14 protein-coding genes and 1 tRNA gene are annotated in these 18,759 nt (G+C 36.8%); 10 read left to right on the top strand and 5 right to left on the bottom strand.

The genetic code is table 11. The annotated features are described in order from the left end of the window. Positions 1 to 2 precede the first annotated feature (2 nt). The 6 genes from J0383_RS04760 to J0383_RS04785 all read left to right on the top strand — a co-directional run bounded on the left by J0383_RS04760 (position 3) and on the right by J0383_RS04785 (position 9,538). Positions 3 to 1,418, top strand: coding sequence for an AMP-binding protein (locus J0383_RS04760; protein WP_207297298.1), 1,416 nt, complete (start codon positions 3 to 5; stop codon positions 1,416 to 1,418). 266 nt (positions 1,419 to 1,684) lie between these two features. Beyond that, positions 1,685 to 2,776 carry a heparan-alpha-glucosaminide N-acetyltransferase domain-containing protein gene (locus J0383_RS04765; protein WP_207297299.1) on the top strand — a complete coding sequence of 364 codons (1,092 nt, stop codon included), beginning with the start codon at positions 1,685 to 1,687 and terminating at the stop codon, positions 2,774 to 2,776. A gap of 110 nt (positions 2,777 to 2,886) precedes the next feature. Next, positions 2,887 to 5,256: a TonB-dependent receptor gene (locus J0383_RS04770; RefSeq protein WP_207297300.1), complete on the top strand. Its 2,370-nt coding sequence runs from the start codon at positions 2,887 to 2,889 to the stop codon at positions 5,254 to 5,256. A gap of 21 nt (positions 5,257 to 5,277) precedes the next feature. Continuing rightward, entirely contained in the window at positions 5,278 to 6,495 is a 1,218-nt protein-coding gene (locus tag J0383_RS04775; protein WP_207297301.1) for a hypothetical protein, read from the top strand. Between the two features lie 334 nt (positions 6,496 to 6,829). Continuing rightward, complete coding sequence (locus tag J0383_RS04780) at positions 6,830 to 7,414, top strand: hypothetical protein (protein WP_207297302.1); 585 nt, start codon at positions 6,830 to 6,832, stop codon at positions 7,412 to 7,414. A 3-nt stretch (positions 7,415 to 7,417) separates the two neighbouring features. Then, positions 7,418 to 9,538: a cation:proton antiporter gene (locus tag J0383_RS04785; protein WP_207297303.1), complete on the top strand. Its 2,121-nt coding sequence runs from the start codon at positions 7,418 to 7,420 to the stop codon at positions 9,536 to 9,538. A gap of 131 nt (positions 9,539 to 9,669) precedes the next feature. Here J0383_RS04785 and J0383_RS04790 read toward each other — a convergent pair whose 3' ends face one another. Further along, positions 9,670 to 10,764: an L-dopachrome tautomerase-related protein gene (locus J0383_RS04790; protein ID WP_207297304.1), complete on the bottom strand. Its 1,095-nt coding sequence runs from the start codon at positions 10,762 to 10,764 to the stop codon at positions 9,670 to 9,672. Between the two features lie 129 nt (positions 10,765 to 10,893). Between J0383_RS04790 and J0383_RS04795 the strand changes: the two genes are divergently transcribed. Together J0383_RS04795 and J0383_RS04800 are read left to right on the top strand one after the other, a co-directional pair. Continuing rightward, positions 10,894 to 11,754, top strand: coding sequence for a helix-turn-helix transcriptional regulator (locus J0383_RS04795; RefSeq protein WP_207297305.1), 861 nt, complete (start codon positions 10,894 to 10,896; stop codon positions 11,752 to 11,754). 280 nt (positions 11,755 to 12,034) lie between these two features. Beyond that, positions 12,035 to 12,119, top strand: a tRNA-Ser gene (locus J0383_RS04800). A gap of 267 nt (positions 12,120 to 12,386) precedes the next feature. Here the strand turns inward: J0383_RS04800 and egtB are convergent. Together egtB and egtD are read right to left on the bottom strand one after the other, a co-directional pair. Beyond that, the gene (gene egtB, locus J0383_RS04805; protein WP_207297306.1) at positions 12,387 to 13,580 is read right to left on the bottom strand and encodes an ergothioneine biosynthesis protein EgtB; all 1,194 of its coding nucleotides are present in this window, start codon (positions 13,578 to 13,580) and stop codon (positions 12,387 to 12,389) included. Positions 13,581 to 13,596: 16 nt separating this feature from the next. Beyond that, positions 13,597 to 14,595 (bottom strand): L-histidine N(alpha)-methyltransferase, encoded by a 999-nt coding sequence (gene egtD, locus J0383_RS04810; protein WP_207297307.1) that lies wholly within the window; start codon positions 14,593 to 14,595, stop codon positions 13,597 to 13,599. Positions 14,596 to 14,875: 280 nt separating this feature from the next. On the opposite strand from egtD, the gene J0383_RS04815 reads away from it, so the two are divergent. Together J0383_RS04815 and J0383_RS04820 are read left to right on the top strand one after the other, a co-directional pair. Continuing rightward, entirely contained in the window at positions 14,876 to 15,109 is a 234-nt protein-coding gene (locus tag J0383_RS04815) for a hypothetical protein (RefSeq protein ID WP_207297308.1), read from the top strand. Between the two features lie 222 nt (positions 15,110 to 15,331). Beyond that, complete coding sequence (locus J0383_RS04820; protein WP_207297309.1) at positions 15,332 to 15,622, top strand: hypothetical protein; 291 nt, start codon at positions 15,332 to 15,334, stop codon at positions 15,620 to 15,622. Positions 15,623 to 15,824: 202 nt separating this feature from the next. Here J0383_RS04820 and J0383_RS04825 read toward each other — a convergent pair whose 3' ends face one another. Beyond that, complete coding sequence (locus J0383_RS04825) at positions 15,825 to 17,615, bottom strand: OmpA family protein (RefSeq protein ID WP_317196725.1); 1,791 nt, start codon at positions 17,613 to 17,615, stop codon at positions 15,825 to 15,827. 173 nt (positions 17,616 to 17,788) lie between these two features. Next, entirely contained in the window at positions 17,789 to 18,700 is a 912-nt protein-coding gene (locus tag J0383_RS04830; protein WP_207297311.1) for a PorP/SprF family type IX secretion system membrane protein, read from the bottom strand. Between the last annotated feature and the right edge of the window lie 59 nt (positions 18,701 to 18,759).

The raw sequence follows: 18,759 nt of genomic DNA on the forward strand, positions 1-18,759 counted from the left end.
GTATGGGACTTTATGATTTAATTCAAAAAAATAAAAAATTAAATTTTATAGATGCAGACACCAAGGTTGTTAAAACGTTTAACGATATACACAAATCTTTAGATATTGAAGATCTGCGTGCCGTGGTTTTCATTTACAATGACAATCAGCTGCCGGCAATTGAAGCGTTTTTGAATTTTTATCAAAAAAAGTACACAGTGGCGCTGCTTAATTCGGGGCTGCATCCTGAGTTTAAACAAAACCTGGAAAAGGAATACAAACCAGCTTATATCTTCGATCCGTCTAGAACGGTTGTTGAAGAATATGATATAAAGCAGGTTTCTAAAGACATTTCCGTTTTTAAAAGAAACGAAATTCGCCTTTACCCTATTCATGGTGACGTTAAACTTTTAATGAGTACATCCGGAACCACAGGGTCGCCTAAATTTGTTAAGATCTCAGATGATAATCTGGTACAGAATGCTTTATCGATCATGGAGTACATGCCAATAACGGAACACGATATTGTTCCGTTAAATGTGCCCATTAATTTTGTGTATGGTTTTTCGATTTTTACAACAAACTGCATAAAAGCAAAAACAATTGTCTGTACTGAGAGAGATGTGCTTCAAAAAGAATTCTGGTCAGATCTTGCCGAATACGGCTATTCGACCTTAAGTGGTGTTCCTTATTTTTACGAGTTACTGCAGCGTTTTGGTTTCTTCAAAAAAGACACGCCTTCTGTTCGTTATTTCACCCATACGGGAGGAATGCTGAATCAGGAACTGGCAAACGTCATTTCAAATTATACCCACATTTACAACAAACAGTTTTTTGCTCAATATGGACAAACGGAAGCCAGCGGCAGAATGGCTTTTTTACCGCCAAACGATTTTAAGACCAAAGGAACATCAATTGGATTTCCGGTGAAAAATGGAAGATTTGAAATTGATGAAAACACAGGAGAACTTATTTATTACGGCCCTAATGTTTCCGGAGGTTATGCCAACAACATTTTCGATCTACAGCATTACGATCATACTGACAAATTGTATACCGGCGATCTGGCGGAAAAAGATGAATTGGGCTACTATCACATTAAAGGACGTATTAAACGCATCATGAAATTATTTGGTGTCCGCTTAAACCTTGATGAAGTAGAGGTTTTACTTAAAAATCAATTGGGCGGACAAACCTTTATCTGTATAAGCGTTCAGGACAAATATATTGGTGTGATACATCAGGATCCTTCTTTGCAGCGTGAAACCATAACACAGGTAATAAAAGAAAAACTGGGATTACATGCCAGTTCTATAAAAAACTATTATTTCGATGAAGTACCCCTCACTGTCAACGGTAAAGTCGATTATCCGGCTATAAACAAATACATCAACGAAAACGAAAATTCATTTGCAGCTGCCAAAACAGTTGTCGGGTAATTTTTAATATTTAATAATCCATTGGTGAAATTAAAACACACAAATATTTTAACACATAGAGACATAGTCCAATAGCTATAGGGCTTACATCGAAAAAGAGTATCGAAGAAACATTTTTCCACATAGAGATAAAACTTGTGAATTTAAACTAGTGAAACACCTTTTTTAAGTTAAAAAACTATGTTTCTATGTGTTAAAAAATAATTTCACTTAAAAAGTATCTAACTAACAATTAGGTTATATAAACCTAAAATAAAAACAAAACCATGGAACAGCAAAGTAAAAGAATCCCAGCACTGGATTTAATAAAAGGAATGAGTGTTATAGGAATGATCATTATACATACACTGCTTACATTTGCAGATGTCAAATCACAGTCAGAAAGTGCTATTGGCCTTTTTATTGTTTTTCTGGGCAGAGGAACCTCTATTTTCCTAATCTGCATGGGAATAACATTTATGACCTCACGTCATCAAAGCCTTAAAAGTTCCATAACGCGAGGCGGAATGCTTTTGGGAGCAGCCCTTTCTATGAATTTCTTAAAATTTATTTTTCCGGTAATCTTTGGTTTTGCGCCCCATAATTTTATACAGCGATACGGCTGGCATGCACCAATCGAACAGCAGTATTTGTATTTAATGCTATTGGGTGATATTCTTCAATTGGCAGGAATGTCTTTGCTTTTCGTTGGTTTTATTAGAAAATACGTTACCAATAAATACGGAATTTTAGCTATTGGCTTATTAGTCGCGTTAGTTTCCAGAGAAGTCAGCGGTATTAATATTGATATTCCTGTTGTTAATTATGTTTTTGATCTTCTTTTCAATAATGATTTTCCGGCTTATGTTTATTTTCCTGTTTTTCCCTGGATGTCTTTTATTATCATCGGAATGTTTTTTGGAAAATGGTATCAGGAACTTAATTATAACAGACCGCAGTTGTTCAAAAATATGCTGTATATCGGCATTCCCTTCGCTGCATTAGGCGCACCACTTGTTTTTATTTACGGAGATTACAATTACAACGGTTTTTACCACATGGGTCCGGGCGGAGTGCTTTATTTCGCAGGATGGACTTTAATTTTTCTATGGGTAATTTTTAAAATATCTATAAATGTCAAAGAAAACAAATTCATTAAACTTTTAAAATATTGCAGCAAGAACCTGACTTCTATGTATATGACACAATGGATATTGATTTCTTGGGGAAAAGGTATTTTCGGTTTTAGAGAAAATGGAATAACAACTGTACTGGCGCTTATAGGAATGTATATCATATTGACTTTTTCATTGCAGATTCTTTTAGATTTATTGAGAAAAAAAAGCCAGAAATCAAAGGCTGTAGAAGTTTTAAATTAAAAATTTACATTTTTTGTTTTCCGATTAGGATATTATTAATAGATAATTTCATACTTTTAAATTTTTATTTATTCTAAATAAGAATAATTTCTTAATTATAAGTATATTTCATGAGGTTCAAATTAGTATTGCTTTTTATTCTCTCGTCGACATTTTTAATCGCGCAAAACACAATCACTGGTAAAGTAAATGATGAATACGGCAACCCGTTAAGCGGTGTTAACATTCAGCTATTAGGTACACCGATAAATGCAGCAACAAATGCTGACGGATTTTATCAAATAGAGAATCTCGCAAAAGGAAGCTATACTATAGAAGTGAGTTTAGAGGGATATATTTCAAGGAAGCAGACAATTGTTTTAGAAAATTCGCAAAATAATTCGGTTACTACAACTTTAGAAAAAGTTCATAATACATCAAAAGAGGCAGAAAAATTAAATGACGTAGTGGTAAAAGGTGTATCTGAAAAAAGAAAAAAAGAGGAAACAGCGCAAGCCGTTTCTGTAATAGAAATGAAGGAAGCTAAGTTTAAAACTGCTGATTTAGGCGAAGTGCTTGCCCAAACTCAGGGTATTAATGTTAGACGTACAGGAGGTTTAGGCTCAAGAACAAATTTTTCGATGAATGGACTCACAGGAAATCAAATCCGATTTTTCCTTGAGGGAATTCCTTTGGAATATCACGGTTACACTTTCGGGATTTCAACAGTTCCCGTAAATTTAATTGACCGTGTTGAAGTTTATAAAGGTGTTGTTCCTATCGAATTTGGAGCAGATGCACTTGGCGGAGCTGTCAATTTAATTACTCCAAAAATAAAATCTGGTTTTAGCGGTTCTTTTTCGGCTCAGGCAGGATCTTTTGGAACCTATAGAACATCATTGATACTTAGTAATTACAATGAAAAGACTGGATTTTTTATAAAAGGAAACGGATTTTACGACACCTCTCAAAACAACTATAAAGTAGATGTTGATGTTCCGGATGATGCCGGAAAGATCAAAAAAGTAACGGTACGCCGATTTCATGATGCCTACAAAGGATACGGATTGCAGTTAATAACAGGTGTTAAAGACAGAATCTGGGCAAAAGAATTAAGCATCGAAGGTTTTTATACCGATTACACAAAAGAAATTCAGCACAATCAATTAATGGTTGGAGTTCCTTACGGAGAGGTTATGACCTACCGAAAAGCAGCTGGAACTGTCCTTACCTATCGCAATGATTTTGGTGAAAATTTTAATTTAGATTTTACTTCGGGATATAATTACAGAGAACGCCAATTTAAAGATGTATCTGATTACGTTTACAATTGGTACGGTCAACGTATTGAAGATTCTGCCGGAAATGTCAGCGGGGAGATTTCGGAATCTACTGGTCCAAGTGATACGTATACGTGGAATAATGATGTTTTTGCTCGCCTAAAAGCTTCATGGAAAATCAGTGATCAATACGCTGTGAGTTTTACTTCGGCGCCTACCTACTCCAACCAAACTGGAGACGACAGACTTATTACTGGTTATGATCCGGCGAGCGCTGTAAGAGATTTATTTACATGGGTTAATGGTGCAGATTTTAAAATAAATGCATTTAATGAAAAATTAGAGAATCTCTTCTTTGTTAAAAATTATCTACAGAAAATCAATTCCGAAGAAAAAATACCTTCCAATAATTCGGTAATAAAAGAAGACCGAAGCGTAAACTATTTTGGTTTTGGAGACGGATTTCGCTTTAAATTTAATGAACAATTTGCCACGAGATTAACATATGAATACGCTACACGTTTACCACAAACAGACGAGTTATTTGGAGACGGACAATTTATACAAGGCAACCTAAACTTAAAGCCGGAACGCAGCCACAACGTTAATTTTGAACTTTTCTTCAAGTCTAAAGAAAATTATGAAAAGAGCTCCTGGCAGGTTCAGACGAATCTCTTTTTAAGAAAAATAGACAATCAAATCTTATTTGTTCCAGCTCTTGACCGAAATAATATCTATCAAAACGTATTTGCTGCTACTTCTAAAGGAATTGAATTGGCCGGAAATTGGACTTCTAAAAATGACCGACTTTCATTTCACGCAAACAGTACGTATCAGCATTTTTATAACGATTCGAACGAAGGAATATTTGCCGCTTATAAAGGCGACAGAGTTCCTAATCAGCCTTATTTTTTTGCTAACGGAGGCGTCAATTATTCATTCTTCAACCTCATCGGAAAATCAGATAAATTATCCCTTTTCCTTGACGCAAGATATGTCTATGAGTTTTTTAGAAGCTGGGAAAGTGCTTCTGTAAATCCATTTGTTATTCCGAGCCAGCAGACTTTTGATTTTGGAACCACCTATCACAGCAATATAAATGGGATTAAATATGCTTTAACCGCAGAAATTCAAAATTTAAGCAATGAAAAAAATTATGACTTCTTTGGTGTTCAAAAACCGGGAAGATCTTTTAATATCAAATTAGTAACACAATTTTAATTAATTATATAACCAGTAAATATGAAAACAAATCGATTTTTTATAAAAAATGCGGCATTAGCTCTAATGTGTTCACTATTCGCATTAACATCATGCAGTTCAGATGATAATAAGACAGATGACGAAGGTCAGGGTAATAATCCTGCCGTTATTGCATCTGTTCGTGTAAATACTCCATCAGGAAGAGTTTTTTATTTAGGAGCATATGATAAATTCCCTTCAACTCTTGACTATAAAACAATGACAGAGATTGGTCCCGGAGCTACAATCTATTCTTATGGCGAACATCCGTATGTTTGGAATGGTACAGCTTCAACATTAACAAGATATAATGTAAGCAACGAAATGAAAATTTCGGCTTCAGATGCTCTAAGTCTTGCAGGAACTGGTGTCAGCGGTACTTTTGGACCTCCTGCTTTTGTGTCTGAAACAGAAGCTTATTTTTTCGCTTTAAATGATGGAAAAATTATCAAGTTCAATCCAACGACTATGAGTATTACAGAAACTATCACAGTAACTCCGCTGCCGTTAAGTAACGATGCTGCTGTTAAAACATCAACTTATATGAGTTATGTTACTTCAGCTAAAAAAATTATTCTACCGGTCGCTGCAACTCCTACTGATTATAACAAGTTTCCACAATATGCTCAGATCGCCGTTTTTGATATTGCCTCAAAAGTAGTTACTTATGTTAAAGATACTCGTATGTCAATGGGATATGATACATTTGCTAAAGGTGATGATGGAACTCTGTACTACAGACCTTCACGTGCTACATCACTTTCATTAGATTACAGCACAGTTACTGGAGCTCCGCCAGCAGGAGCATTATTAAAAGTTAATCCTGACGGGACATTTGATCCAAACTTCTTTGTAGACTTAAAAACTCCTTTAAATGCGCATTCGGTAAACGTAGTAGCTTACATTAACGGAGGTAAAGCCCTTGCACAGTATCTGGATAATACATTTACGCCGCCTGCAAAACCAGCTGATTGGTACAATGCTCCAACAAAATTTGCTCTTGTAGATTTAAAAACATTAAAAGTTGAGCCATTTACTTCTTTTGAAAAATATGGTACCGTATATACTGTTGGTACAATTGACGGAGTGGAATATTATGGAAATATCACAGCTCCTGATGGTAAATTCAGCCTTTTAAAACAAAAAGGAGCCGCTGAGTTTGAAGCTGTTTCTGAAGCTCTTGGCGGTAGTTTAATATTTGTTGGGAGATTACGCTAATATCCACATTCACTTATTTTAGATTTCACTTATTCTTAAGAGAAATTAAATTATCATGCAGAGAGAAAAGACCCCATTAAAAGATAGGGTCTTTTCTCTTTTTATATTTTTCTGGGTATGCTTAAGCAGGTCCTTGTAAAATTTAATTTTCTTAAGTATTTTTTACAAATTTAAAATCCTTTTTTTTCTGAATTCTATAACGAAAATATGCTTTAATAAACTTAGCAACTGAACATGTAAAAAATGCAAAAACATGTTAAAATATAACATTAACGCAGCGATCCTTATTTTAATATCAGTATAATTTCATAACTTGAAAGGTAAATATCAAACTATGAAAATATTAAACGCTGCAACTGTATTTATAATAGTTCTTTTTGCTTCGTGCAATGGCACAAAAGAGAACGATCTTGAAGCCAGGGAACAAAAACTAATACTTCTGGAAAAAGAGTTTTCGGCAAAGGAAGAAGACTATAAAAACCTTCTAAGGCTCCGCGACAGCCTTGAGCTGGCTCTTTTGACGAAAAAAGAAAGTACGGATTCTATTAAGAGATTCTGGCCGGACAGTCTCACAGGAAGCTGGAATAGTAAACTGGTCTGTCGCGAATCTGCATGCGGAACCTATGTCATAGGCGATCAGCGCACTGAAAAATGGATTTTTTCCAATGACAGTATAGGCCCGATTGTCAATGTTATGGACAATAATAGACTTAAACGCACATTCAGGGCTGAATACAAGGATGGAAAAGCCAGACTATATATATATTTAGCAGACAGCACTGCCGCAAGAAATAATAAGACAACTGCCCTATTGGATAATTTCAGCAAAAAAGTAATTAAAGGCACTCAGTCACTTTCAGGGCAGGACGATTGTCTTGTAAAATTCTCCGTTGAGCTTTCTCCTTCTCCAAAAAAATAATCTATGTTTTTAAGTATACAGCATATTACCTTTCCTATTGAAGATCCGCTTTTAAAATTTCTTCTGGAACTTATCATTATTCTCTGCATACCGCTCCTGCTCAATAAAATTAAAGTACCGCATCTTTTAGGACTGTTAATTGCCGGTGCTGTAGTGGGACCAAATGGTTTTCATATTCTCTCGAGAGACAGCAGTGTTGTAGTAACAGGCACGACAGGACTCTTATACATTATGTTTTTGGCTGGATTAGAGATTAACATGGGTGATTTTAAAAAGAATAAATGGAAGAGCATCACTTTTTCCATCTATACTTTTGCTGTACCCTTTCTACTGGGGCTGGCAGGAGGATATTACATATTAGGCTTTAACATGCTTACCTGCGTTCTTTTTGCCAGTTTATTCTCTTCCCACACACTCATTGTATATCCAATGGTAAGTTCATTGGGCATCACCCGAAATCTGGCTGTAAATATCACCGTTGGAGGAACGATGATAACCGATGTGCTTTCTTTAGTAGTTCTGGCCGTGGTAGTCGGCATGTCACAGGGAGACGTAGGATCATCTTTCTGGATCAGACTTTCCATCTCGATGATTCTTTTTGGTGTTATTGTACTGATGCTGTTTCCTGTAATAGCCCGCTGGTTTTTTAAAAATGTACAGGATAAAATATCACAGTATATATTTGTGCTTGTTATGATTTATATGGCCGCGCTGATGGCTGAGCTGGCAGGCATTGAGGCTATTATCGGTGCCTTTTTTGCAGGACTGGCACTCAACAGGCTTATACCCCATACCTCCTCTTTGATGAACCGTGTGGAATTTGTCGGCAATGCTATATTCATTCCATTCTTTCTTATCAGCGTGGGAATGCTGATAGACTTTAACGCCTTCTTTAAAAGCTGGGAAACACTCGGCGTAGCTGCAGTGATGCTTGGCGCATCAATTGGAGGAAAATATCTTGCCGCTGTTGCAACGCAGAAAACTTTCCGTTTTACAGATGACGAAGGTAAATTAATATTCGGTCTCAGTGCTGCCTCTGCGGCCGCTACACTGGCTTCTGTTATGGTGGGTTATAATATTATACTTTCAGAAAATGAAGCGGGTGAACCTGTACGATTATTAAACGAACACGTGCTGAACGGAAGCATACTTCTGATCCTGATTTCCTGCACTGTATCTTCATTTGTATCAATGGCATCTGCCCAGCGTATTGCCGAAAAAGAAAAAGAAAATACCGTTTCAGGTGAAACCGAGGAAAAAGATAAAATTCTGCTGGCACTCCACCATGAAAGTACGGTGGAAAAAATGGTGAACCTTGGGCTGCTAATCAAGACCAAATCCCATCATAATAGTATGTATGCGCTAAATGTCATCAGTGAAGACAAAAACGAATCTTCTGCTAAAAATGCCGAAATTCTCTTAGATGCAGCCGTCAAAATGGGTGCTGCGGCTGATACAAAAATTATCCCTATCAGCAGACATGATTCTGATGCTGTCTCCGGAATTAATAATGTCATTAAAGAACAGTATATTTCCGATCTTGTAATAGGCATTGAAAATGATAAAGGTTTTTCATCCTCCTTTATTTATAATTTGTACAAAGGTTATCTTCAGAATAAACAAAGCAATATTCTTGTGTATCATGCAGCCCAGCCTATAGGAACTATTAAAAGTTATACAGTCCTTATACCCGCAAATGCTGAGCAGGAACCCGGATTTTTTCATTCACTTCTCAGAGTCTGGAACATCTGCAAAAATTCTGGAGCACAGATGATATTTTATACTAATGAAAACACAGCCAGAATTTTAAGACGAATCTGTGAGAAAGACAATATTGAAGCCACATTCAATATTGTTACTTCATGGCAGCAGGCACAGACAGCCGCTGCAACAATAAATGAAAATGAAGGTCTTATCATTTTTATGGCTGACAGAGGCATGAGATCGTACTTTGAAAAGATGAGAGAAGTTCCTGAATTTCTTAATATAAATTTGAATAGTAATAATTACCTATTAATCTATCCATATAGAACATTAAATGAAACTGCACTCGAAAAACGATCTGTAGCTAATCATGATGACTTTGCTGAAATTGGAAAAATGATCTCTAGAGTTTTTAAATAAATCTATACTAAAAATAAATTTTGAACATCAATTTCGAAAATCAAAATCGGAATGTTTCATGGATATTCAAAAGCCCCAATCTGTAATCGGGGCTTTTTATTGACGGGATAATCATTAAAAAATCCTGTCTATTATAACTTAATTCGGTAGATAAAATAGGGAGGTTTGCCGGCGTCTGAGCTGCCTGTAAATGCAGGGGTAGTATAGAGCTGGTTAACCGAAATATACAAATAGCCATCTTTTGAAAGCGCAAGATTATCCGGCCAGTTTAATTTACGGTCGGTTATATAGTCCTGCAAGTGACCCGAAGCATCCAATTTACTTATGCCAAAACCTCCAAGATTTGTAATATAGTGATTGCCATGCTGATCTGTAACCACTCCATCGCTGACAGGCTTGTCTCCAAATTTTACAATGGACTTACCAATAGTTTCATCATCTGCACCTTCTCTGAATAATTTTGCTGGAACCTGATACCATTTAGTGCCATTCATGGCACCAAAGAAAATAGTTTCTCTGTCATCGGATAATGTAATGGGATTAATCCCTACCCTAGCTGGTTTTCCGCCAAAGTTGATCACTTTTCCATCGATAAGCATATCCACATCTTCTGACTGCAGGGCCTTATCACCGCTGAAACGCCTTGCTGTTTTGGTAGAAAGATCAAAAGCAATTATTCCGGGATTTGAGATATCCGCCAAATAAACCCATCCTCTTGACTCATCAATGGCCAGATCCTGGATAAAGCTTCCTTTGGGCGCAATTATCTGGTCAAACTCAATTGTATTTGTAATTTGATTTTTCTTCAGATCAAAACTGAAAAGCCTTGTTCTGCCCAGCTCTAATCCCATATCAATCATCCACAGATTGTTTTTCTTGTCGACAACTATTCCAAGCGGAGTGTCGAAAGTTTCAGCACTCGCTGCCTTTCCATTTTTCTGCAGGTCAGCTGAAGGATAAGGGACAGCTCTGCCTTTTATAATTTCGACCAGCTGTTCATTAGGAGCTCCAAGCGGATGAATCGTCGCAAATACCCTTCCATCAGCACTCACCGCCACATTTCCGGGACGTGTTTTATCGAATCTGGCTACCACTTCCAGAGAATTATTGGCTATTCTTCGCTCATTTTTCAAAACGGTGGAAGTACCTTGTGCATAACTGCCGAAAAAAAACAGACTGGCTGCTGTAGACACAATTAAGCTTTTAAATGTTTTCATAATATTCATGAGTTAAAATTTTAAATATATTATTTCCTCAAACAGGAACTTGAGTGACAAAATTATACCAAAGAAAGCCGTTTATGTAGTATAAATTTGCTTTTATAGTGTATAAATTTGCCACAAGACCCTTCAATTATGACATTACACAATCTTCTTTACGAACCCTACACCATTCATTTTGAGACATTGGATGTTTTTCCCGATACAAGAGGAAAAAAGAACTTTTTTGAACTGATCTTTGTCTTGTCTGGCAACGGCGAACACTGCATTAACCAGCATAGTTTCAGCTATAAAGAAAACCACATGTTTTTAATTACACCTCAAGACTGCAGTAAATTCTATATTGAAGAAACTTCTATATTCTTTTTTTTACGTTTCAGCAACATTTACCTCAGCAGAAACGGATTTTCAGGGGATATTATACGTCGTCTCGAATATATCCTTCACAATGCAAACCATAAACCAGGTTGCATCTTAAAAAACCAAAGCGATAAAGCATTGATTCGTCCTGTAGTGGAAGCTCTACTGAGAGAAACAGTGAACAATGATTTACATCAGCAAGAAATAACGATGCAGCTGATCAATACTCTTATTGTAATTGTAGCTCGGAATATTGCCAAATATCTTCCTCATAAAATAGAAAGCACAACGGAGGAGCGGATTATGGAAATACTGCACTATATCCAGCGTAACATTTATCAGCCTGCCACAATACGCACTGAGAGGATCTGCAAAGAATTTGGAATTTCTGAAAATTATCTGGGCAAATATTTTAAACAGCATAATGGAGAAACCCTGCAATCCTACATCAACAATTACAAAGCTACCCTTATAGAACACCGTTTAAAATACAGTGACCTCCGCATGAATGAAATTGCCGACGAGCTTGGTTTTACGGATGAAAGCCATTTAAATAAATTCTTTAAGCTAAAAAGGGGAATAAGTCCTCGAAAATATAGAATCGATTTCCAGAAAGATCAGCGTAGTTCTAATTAATTGAGGTAAAAGGATACAAAAATGATAGACTTAATATTATTTCTGCCGCAAAAATTTGAGGTGAATTTACAAATAATTTGACATTGCAAGTTTCGTGGAGTATTAAGAAAGCCCCACCTACAGCTCTCTAAGTACTTTATTTTAACACGCAATTTACTGGGTTTTATTTTACTTATGAAGCAGATGTCATTTTCTTTATAAATAATGCAAAAAAAATTTCTACAATCGAAAAAACGTTCTATATTTGCACCCGCAATCAGACAATGATAGCGACATTTTTGGAGGAATGGCAGAGCGGTCGAATGCGGCAGTCTTGAAAACTGTTGACTGTAACAGGTCCGGGGGTTCGAATCCCTCTTCCTCCGCTTAGAGAGCTTAAAGGACAACTTTTCAAAGTTTACAAAAGGCTAAAAATTAACAAAAAAACCCTGCAGATCATACGATTTGCAGGGTTTTGTCTTTGTATGAATTTCAATATTTAAAGTTTTGAATAGAAAAATTATGTACGTAAGCGATATTTTTTTATTTCAAAGATTCTGGTTATTCATGCCTCCAAAAATCAAATAGATCAAAAAGGTCTAAAAAATAACGATGAAATATTTATTAGTTATCACATGATTACAACTGTGCCTTTATTTTACCAGACGAATTCCAGAGAATTGCCACTGATGTCTGGGATGGAAAAAATTACGATAGCTTGAACGGCTATGGCCTTTCGGCGTAGCAATAGAACTGCCTCTTAAAACCATTTGATTCACCATAAACTTTCCGTTGTATTCCCCGATCGCGCCAGAGGCTTTACTGTATCTCGGATAAGGAAGATAAGCGCTATTAGTCCATTCCCATCTTTCACCCCAGCCAAAAAGACTGCTTGCAGCCTCCCATTCCTCTTCAAGGGGCAGGCGCATTCCTTTCCATGAAGCAAAAGCAGATGCTTCATAAAAATTCACATGGCAGACTGCTTCAGACCAGTTAATACTCTGAAATCCAGACAGCTTATAATACCCCCAATCTCCATCTGTAAAATGCCAGTAAAGTGGCGATCTGGCCTGGTGTTGCTTTACCCAATCCCATCCTTCAGAATGCCAGTGCCTAAAATCTTCATATCCTCTGTCCTGCATAAATTCAAAATACTCAGCATTAGTGACGGGTGATGCAGCGATCTGATAAGCCTCGAGATACTTTTTATGGCGACCTGATTCATTGTCGAAGCTGAAACCTGCACCGCTGAAACCTATCTCATAAATTCCTTCAGACATTTCAATGAAATCTAAATTGTCTTGCAGATCTGATGCAAGATTAAATTGAACTCCAATATCGTCTGCTTCGTATAAGGGAAAGAGCGGATTGTGACCCAATATGTATTTGATATCTGTCAACAACAGCTCCTGATGCTGCTGTTCATGGTTTAATCCCAGTTCTAAAACAGCATAAATCTCATCAGACAGCACAGCTTTAGTCAGATATTTTTCCATCTGTTCATCTACATAAGATCGGTAGGCATAAATATCCGAAACCGAAGGTCGGCTTAAATTACCTCGGTCTGTGCGCACTACCCTTGCTCCTACAGTTTCATAATAGCTGTTAAAAACAAAATTATACTGCGGGTTAAATTCCAGATATCCTTCAAAATAAGGAATCAGAATGAAGGTTTCAAAAAACCAAGTGGTATGCCCCAAATGCCATTTAGGAGGACTGACATCTTCAATTGGCTGAACCACATAATCTTCTGTCTGCAGTGGACCGCAGATTGATTCCGAATGTTTTCGTATTTTTTTATACTGCTCCAGCAGAAGCTGTGCCTTATTTTTTACTGATGTTTCCATACTATAATATCTTCTTTTAAACTGCTGTCCAAAACGTATCAACAAACCATTCTCTGCTGTCCATAATATTGTAATGTGGCTCAAATCCAGACTGGCTAGCTATCTTACGTGTGTCCTCAAGAGAGAATTTCTGGGATACTTCCATGTAAACGGGTTCATTTTCCAAGAAATGAAATGTCTGATCTCCAACATTGACCTGTTGCTCCTGCAGGCTGATCAAATAACTGCGACAGGCACCGCTGACTGGATCATAGGTTTCATAATGTTCAAATTGATCTACAATAAAATCAGCATCAAGCTCTCTGTTGATACGATGGAGAAGATTTAGATTAAAAGCAGCTGTAACACCATTAGAATCGTTATAAGCATTTAAAATAGTATTAGGCTCTTTCTTCAAATCAAATCCAATCATCACCACATCTCCCTTGTTCAGATTCTTGCGGAGTTCAAAACAGAAACGATAGACATCTTCCATCTCCATATTCCCAATGTTACTGCCTAGAAACAAAATAACTTTACGGCGTGTAGATAGTTGAGAAGCTTTGTAAAGCATATCAAAGTATTCACCCTGCAGACATTCGATATCAAGATCAGGAAGATGTTTGCTAAGCTTCTTTTCAAGAACGGATAAGATGTTTCCCGAGATATCGATAGGCATGTACCTGAAATCGGCATCTTGCTTCTTTAGATACTCTAACAGATGAATGGATTTAGAAGCATCTCCCGCTCCAAGCTCTATTAGATCAAACGGCGTTTGTTCAGCCCTTATGACAGAGGCTATCTCAGCAGTTTGATTCTTAAAAATATCCATCTCACAGCGGGTTAGATAATATTCAGGCATGGCCATAATCTTCTGAAAAAGACTATCTCCATACTGGTCATAAAAATATTTGGAGTTTAAATATTTGGGACTCTGCCGTAGTCCTGCATGCACATCTTCCTTAAAATGCTCTGTATTTTGTTTAGATATTTCTATATTTTTTTCTATGGTTGAAGTTGTAGCTGTTAATTTCATTGTAGTGTATTTTAATAGTTTCAGAAAGACGCGCTTTCTTTCTCTAAAATACATTTCAATTACCGTAGAAAGGATTCTGATAAAATAGAATATTAACTCAAAAAAATTAGAGTTCGTGCAACTTTGCAATTCCATTCCTTAAATTAACTCCTATCCCATTAGAGGTAAGTATTAAAATCATGTAAATCAACGTTATGAAGACTGTAATTTTTAATAGATGAATTAGAGTTAAATTGCATAAATAAAAATGAATAATAATAAAATTTAAAAAGTTACTGCCATGAATGATCTAATTGAACAATTTGAATCAGAACTGAAAGCCTTTCTTGAATTCCGCTATAATTTATCCCTGCAGCAGAATACCGCAGAGAGATTCAATGAAACCGAGAGAGCAGCATTTGACTTTGTAGATGACTATCTGCTGAATACCCCTGATCTGATTGCAGGCGATGTAGAAAAATCTATTCAGAATATTTTAAACGATTTCATTGATAAGAAAATAAGAGACAATTAATGCATCTAATTAAAAAGTGCTAAGATTTCGGCATAATTGTCATCATCATCAAACCATTCCTGGTATTGATATGCTAAAAAGATCGGTAAATGCGATCTGTCAAATATTGGATGTATAAATGCCGAGTCATGAAATAATATAACTCTGCTCCATAATTCTATAATTTAAAAACCTGTAGTGCTTTCTATTTTTGGGATAAATAATTACAAAACCTTCTTAATAATGAAATCACATACAGCTTCCTACTCTTTTAAACCTTTCAGCATAGCGAATACGAATTTCACAGATGCAGAATTTCATTTTGAAAAACAGAACACATCACAAATATTAGATTTATACCGTAAACATGAGGATGAACCAGATTTTGACTGTGAATTTTTAAAAGGCATCACTCATGAGCAAACCGAAAATTCAATAGATCTAGATTCTGAGCAAGAACAGATGGATGATTACAATGATTATGAATGGGATCCCGAAATCTATGATCCGTATCTAGAGTCCACTTATTATTAATTTGACTCACCAATACAATTAAGATAATACAAAACAGCTTTGCAATTTGTACAGCTCATTATACGCTACTTTATGGTATCTTATAGAAAATAAAAAGCAGAAACTATGTTCCTGCTTTTAAATTTTTGCTTGTTTTCAAGATTTAGATATGAATGTTGTTTAACTCAACTTATTGAAAGAGTTTTACAAAACATCAAGCCTTTTACATTGAAGAAATTACAAACTCACTTCGTCTGTTTTTTAAATGTTCTTCTTCTGAACATTTTACACCGTCTTTGCATCGGTTAAGAAGCTTGCTTTCTCCATAGCCTTTTCCTTTCAAACGGTCCGCATCAATACCTTTGGAAGTAAGCCAGGAAACGATGGATTTTGCTCTTTTATCCGATAGAATCATATTAGACTGTGCAGAAGAACGGCTGTCAGTATGGGAACGGATATCAATTTTCATGCTTGGATATTCCTCCATTACCGCTAAGATTTTATTTAGTTCTGCTGCGGCCTTATCTGTAATATTCCATTTGCCAAGATCAAAATAAATCATGGAAATGTTCAGGGTTTTAGCCAAATCAGTTCCTACCTTAACGCCTTTGATTTCTGGATTTTCTAGTAATGCAATAACTGGTTTCTCCAACTTTAGATCCAGCTTATTTTCTGCCGCTATAGCAATAACAACTGTATTTTCTTTTGGTGGATACTGCTTTTTCTCTGCACGCACGGTATATTTTTTATTACAGCTACATGTAAAACTATAAGATCCATCATCGGCTGTCTGTACTTTTGCGACTTCTCGATTATCTTCGTCTACAAGTGTAAGCACTGCTCCCGCAATCACAGCACCTGTCTTATTATCCGTAACTGTGCCCGTTAAAGTTCTCTCGCATACCAGTTGTCTGGTTTCTGTAAACCCATAAATATCATCGCTGCCCGCTCCTCCTTTACGGTTAGAAGAGAAATAGCCTTTTCGGGTCACGCTGTTTATAATAAAGGCAAAATCATCCGATCTGGTGTTTACAGGTTCGCCTACATTTTGTACTTGACCATAAGTGCCGTCCTGCATCATTTCAGCAACTACAATATCAAGGCCTCCAAGTCCTGGGCGTCCGTCAGTTGCAAAATAAAGTTGATTATCCGCAGAGATAAATGGAAAAGTCTCTCTTCCTTCGGTATTGATCTGAGCACCGAGGTTCTCCGGCCTGCCATATGATCCATCAGGGTTGATCAGTACGCTGAATAGATCTGACTGGCCGAATGTTCCCGGCATATCTGACGCGAAATACAGTTTCTTTTCATCCACACTTAGAGCTGGATGGGCTGTACTGTATTCATCGCTGTTAAAAGGAAGCTCTGTTATATTAGTCCAATTCCCGTCAATAAAACTTGCTTTATATAATTTCAGTAATGTGATATTTTGCCCGTCCTTACCGCGTTTTCCATCCAAATAATTATTTCTGGTGAAATACATTGTTTTCCCGTCTTTGGTAAATACAGGAGTCGACTCGTTAAACTTGGAATTAATTTCCTTGTTTAACAGAAGCGGACTTCCTGTACTACCGTCAGCATTGATTGGGGCAATGTATAGATTGGTAAAACTTTTGTTGGTCCATTTAAAGGTTTTGCCTTCCTTGTTTTCTATCTGTCTTGCAGAGCTGAATACGAGACTGTTTCCTAAAAATGCGCTTCCAAAATCCGAGCTCTCTGAATTCACACCTGCAGGATAAATAGCAAATCGCCCTGAATTACCTTTAATCTGCTCAAGATAATTCCTGTTGCCAGCAAAGAGAATCCCACGGGTGTCCGCACTGCTCTTTTTGTTGAATTCTTCAAGCATTTTATCTGCCTTCACATAATCACCTGCAGCTTTCAACGACTGAGCGTAACGGTATAAGTATTCGGGCTCCTGCTGTGCAGAAATAGCAAAAAGTCGATCGTACCAAATTGAAGCCTTTGCCAGATCTGCATTAAAATAATATGCATTTCCGAGCCTCTGGAACATCTTCTGATCCTCAAATCCTTTGGCAACCAGCTTTTCGTAAATAGCAATAGCATCTGCGTAAGCATAGTTATTATATTCCTTCTCTGCTTGATCCAGTAGAGCCTGCTGCGCCGATGCGTTGAAAAACAGCAGGGACAGCCCGATAGTATATAGTATTTTCTTAAAGTCCATAATTAGAAAAATCTAGGTGATGTAATTCGGTTATAGCCTTTCATAAACTCAAATCGCAGGAAAATCTCATGCGAACCCGAGTTGTAATTATTCAGCTTGGTGGTTTCACGGTCATAAGCATACCCGATGTACATGCTCTTACTGATCTGAAATCCTGCCATCGCACTCAGCGCAGCACTCCATCGGTACGATACTCCTGCAGCAAACTTATCATTGAAAAGGAAATTGGCTGAAACATCTACTTGAAGCGGCGAACCCTCCACCATCTTGGCAAGGGCCGCAGGTTTGAACTTAATCATCTCATATCTGTCTAGATTAAACACATAACCTGCAATAAGATAATAATTGATTTTTTCCTTATAAATCGCATAATCATTATCATCGTAACGGTTAGTTTGGATAAAATTTGGAACAGAGAGCCCGACATATCCTTTATCAGAATGATAATACACTCCGGCACCTACATTGGGCGTAAACTTATTTTTAAAATTCGAAAACTTTGGATCTCCCTGATGCTCCATCGTCAGCTTATTAGGGTCTAGATTAAATATATTGGCCGATCCCTTAATACCAAAAGAAAGTTTGGCCTCAGCTGAAGTCTGGATGGAATACGAAATATCCGCTGAGAAATTATTCTCTGAAGTGGGCCCGATTTTATCATTTACAAGAGAGAATCCAAGTCCCAAGCTGCTGCCGCTGATAGGCGTGTTAAGGGATAAAGTGCTTGCTTCAGGCGCGCCATCCAGACCTACCCACTGAGTACGGTACAGTCCAAAAATACTCATCACTCCTCTTGAACCCGCATAAGCCGGGTTTATATTGATGGTGTTATGCATATATTGCGTATACTGCGCATCCTGCTGCGCAAAACCTGCTGCGGAACAAAACAATAATAGTAAAGCTAATTTTTTCATTTATCTATTTTTAATAATGGCTTAACCGATATGGCTAAGCCATTTTTATTTTTATGGAA

Source organism: Flavobacterium endoglycinae, from assembly GCF_017352115.1.
Taxonomy (GTDB): domain Bacteria; phylum Bacteroidota; class Bacteroidia; order Flavobacteriales; family Flavobacteriaceae; genus Flavobacterium; species Flavobacterium endoglycinae.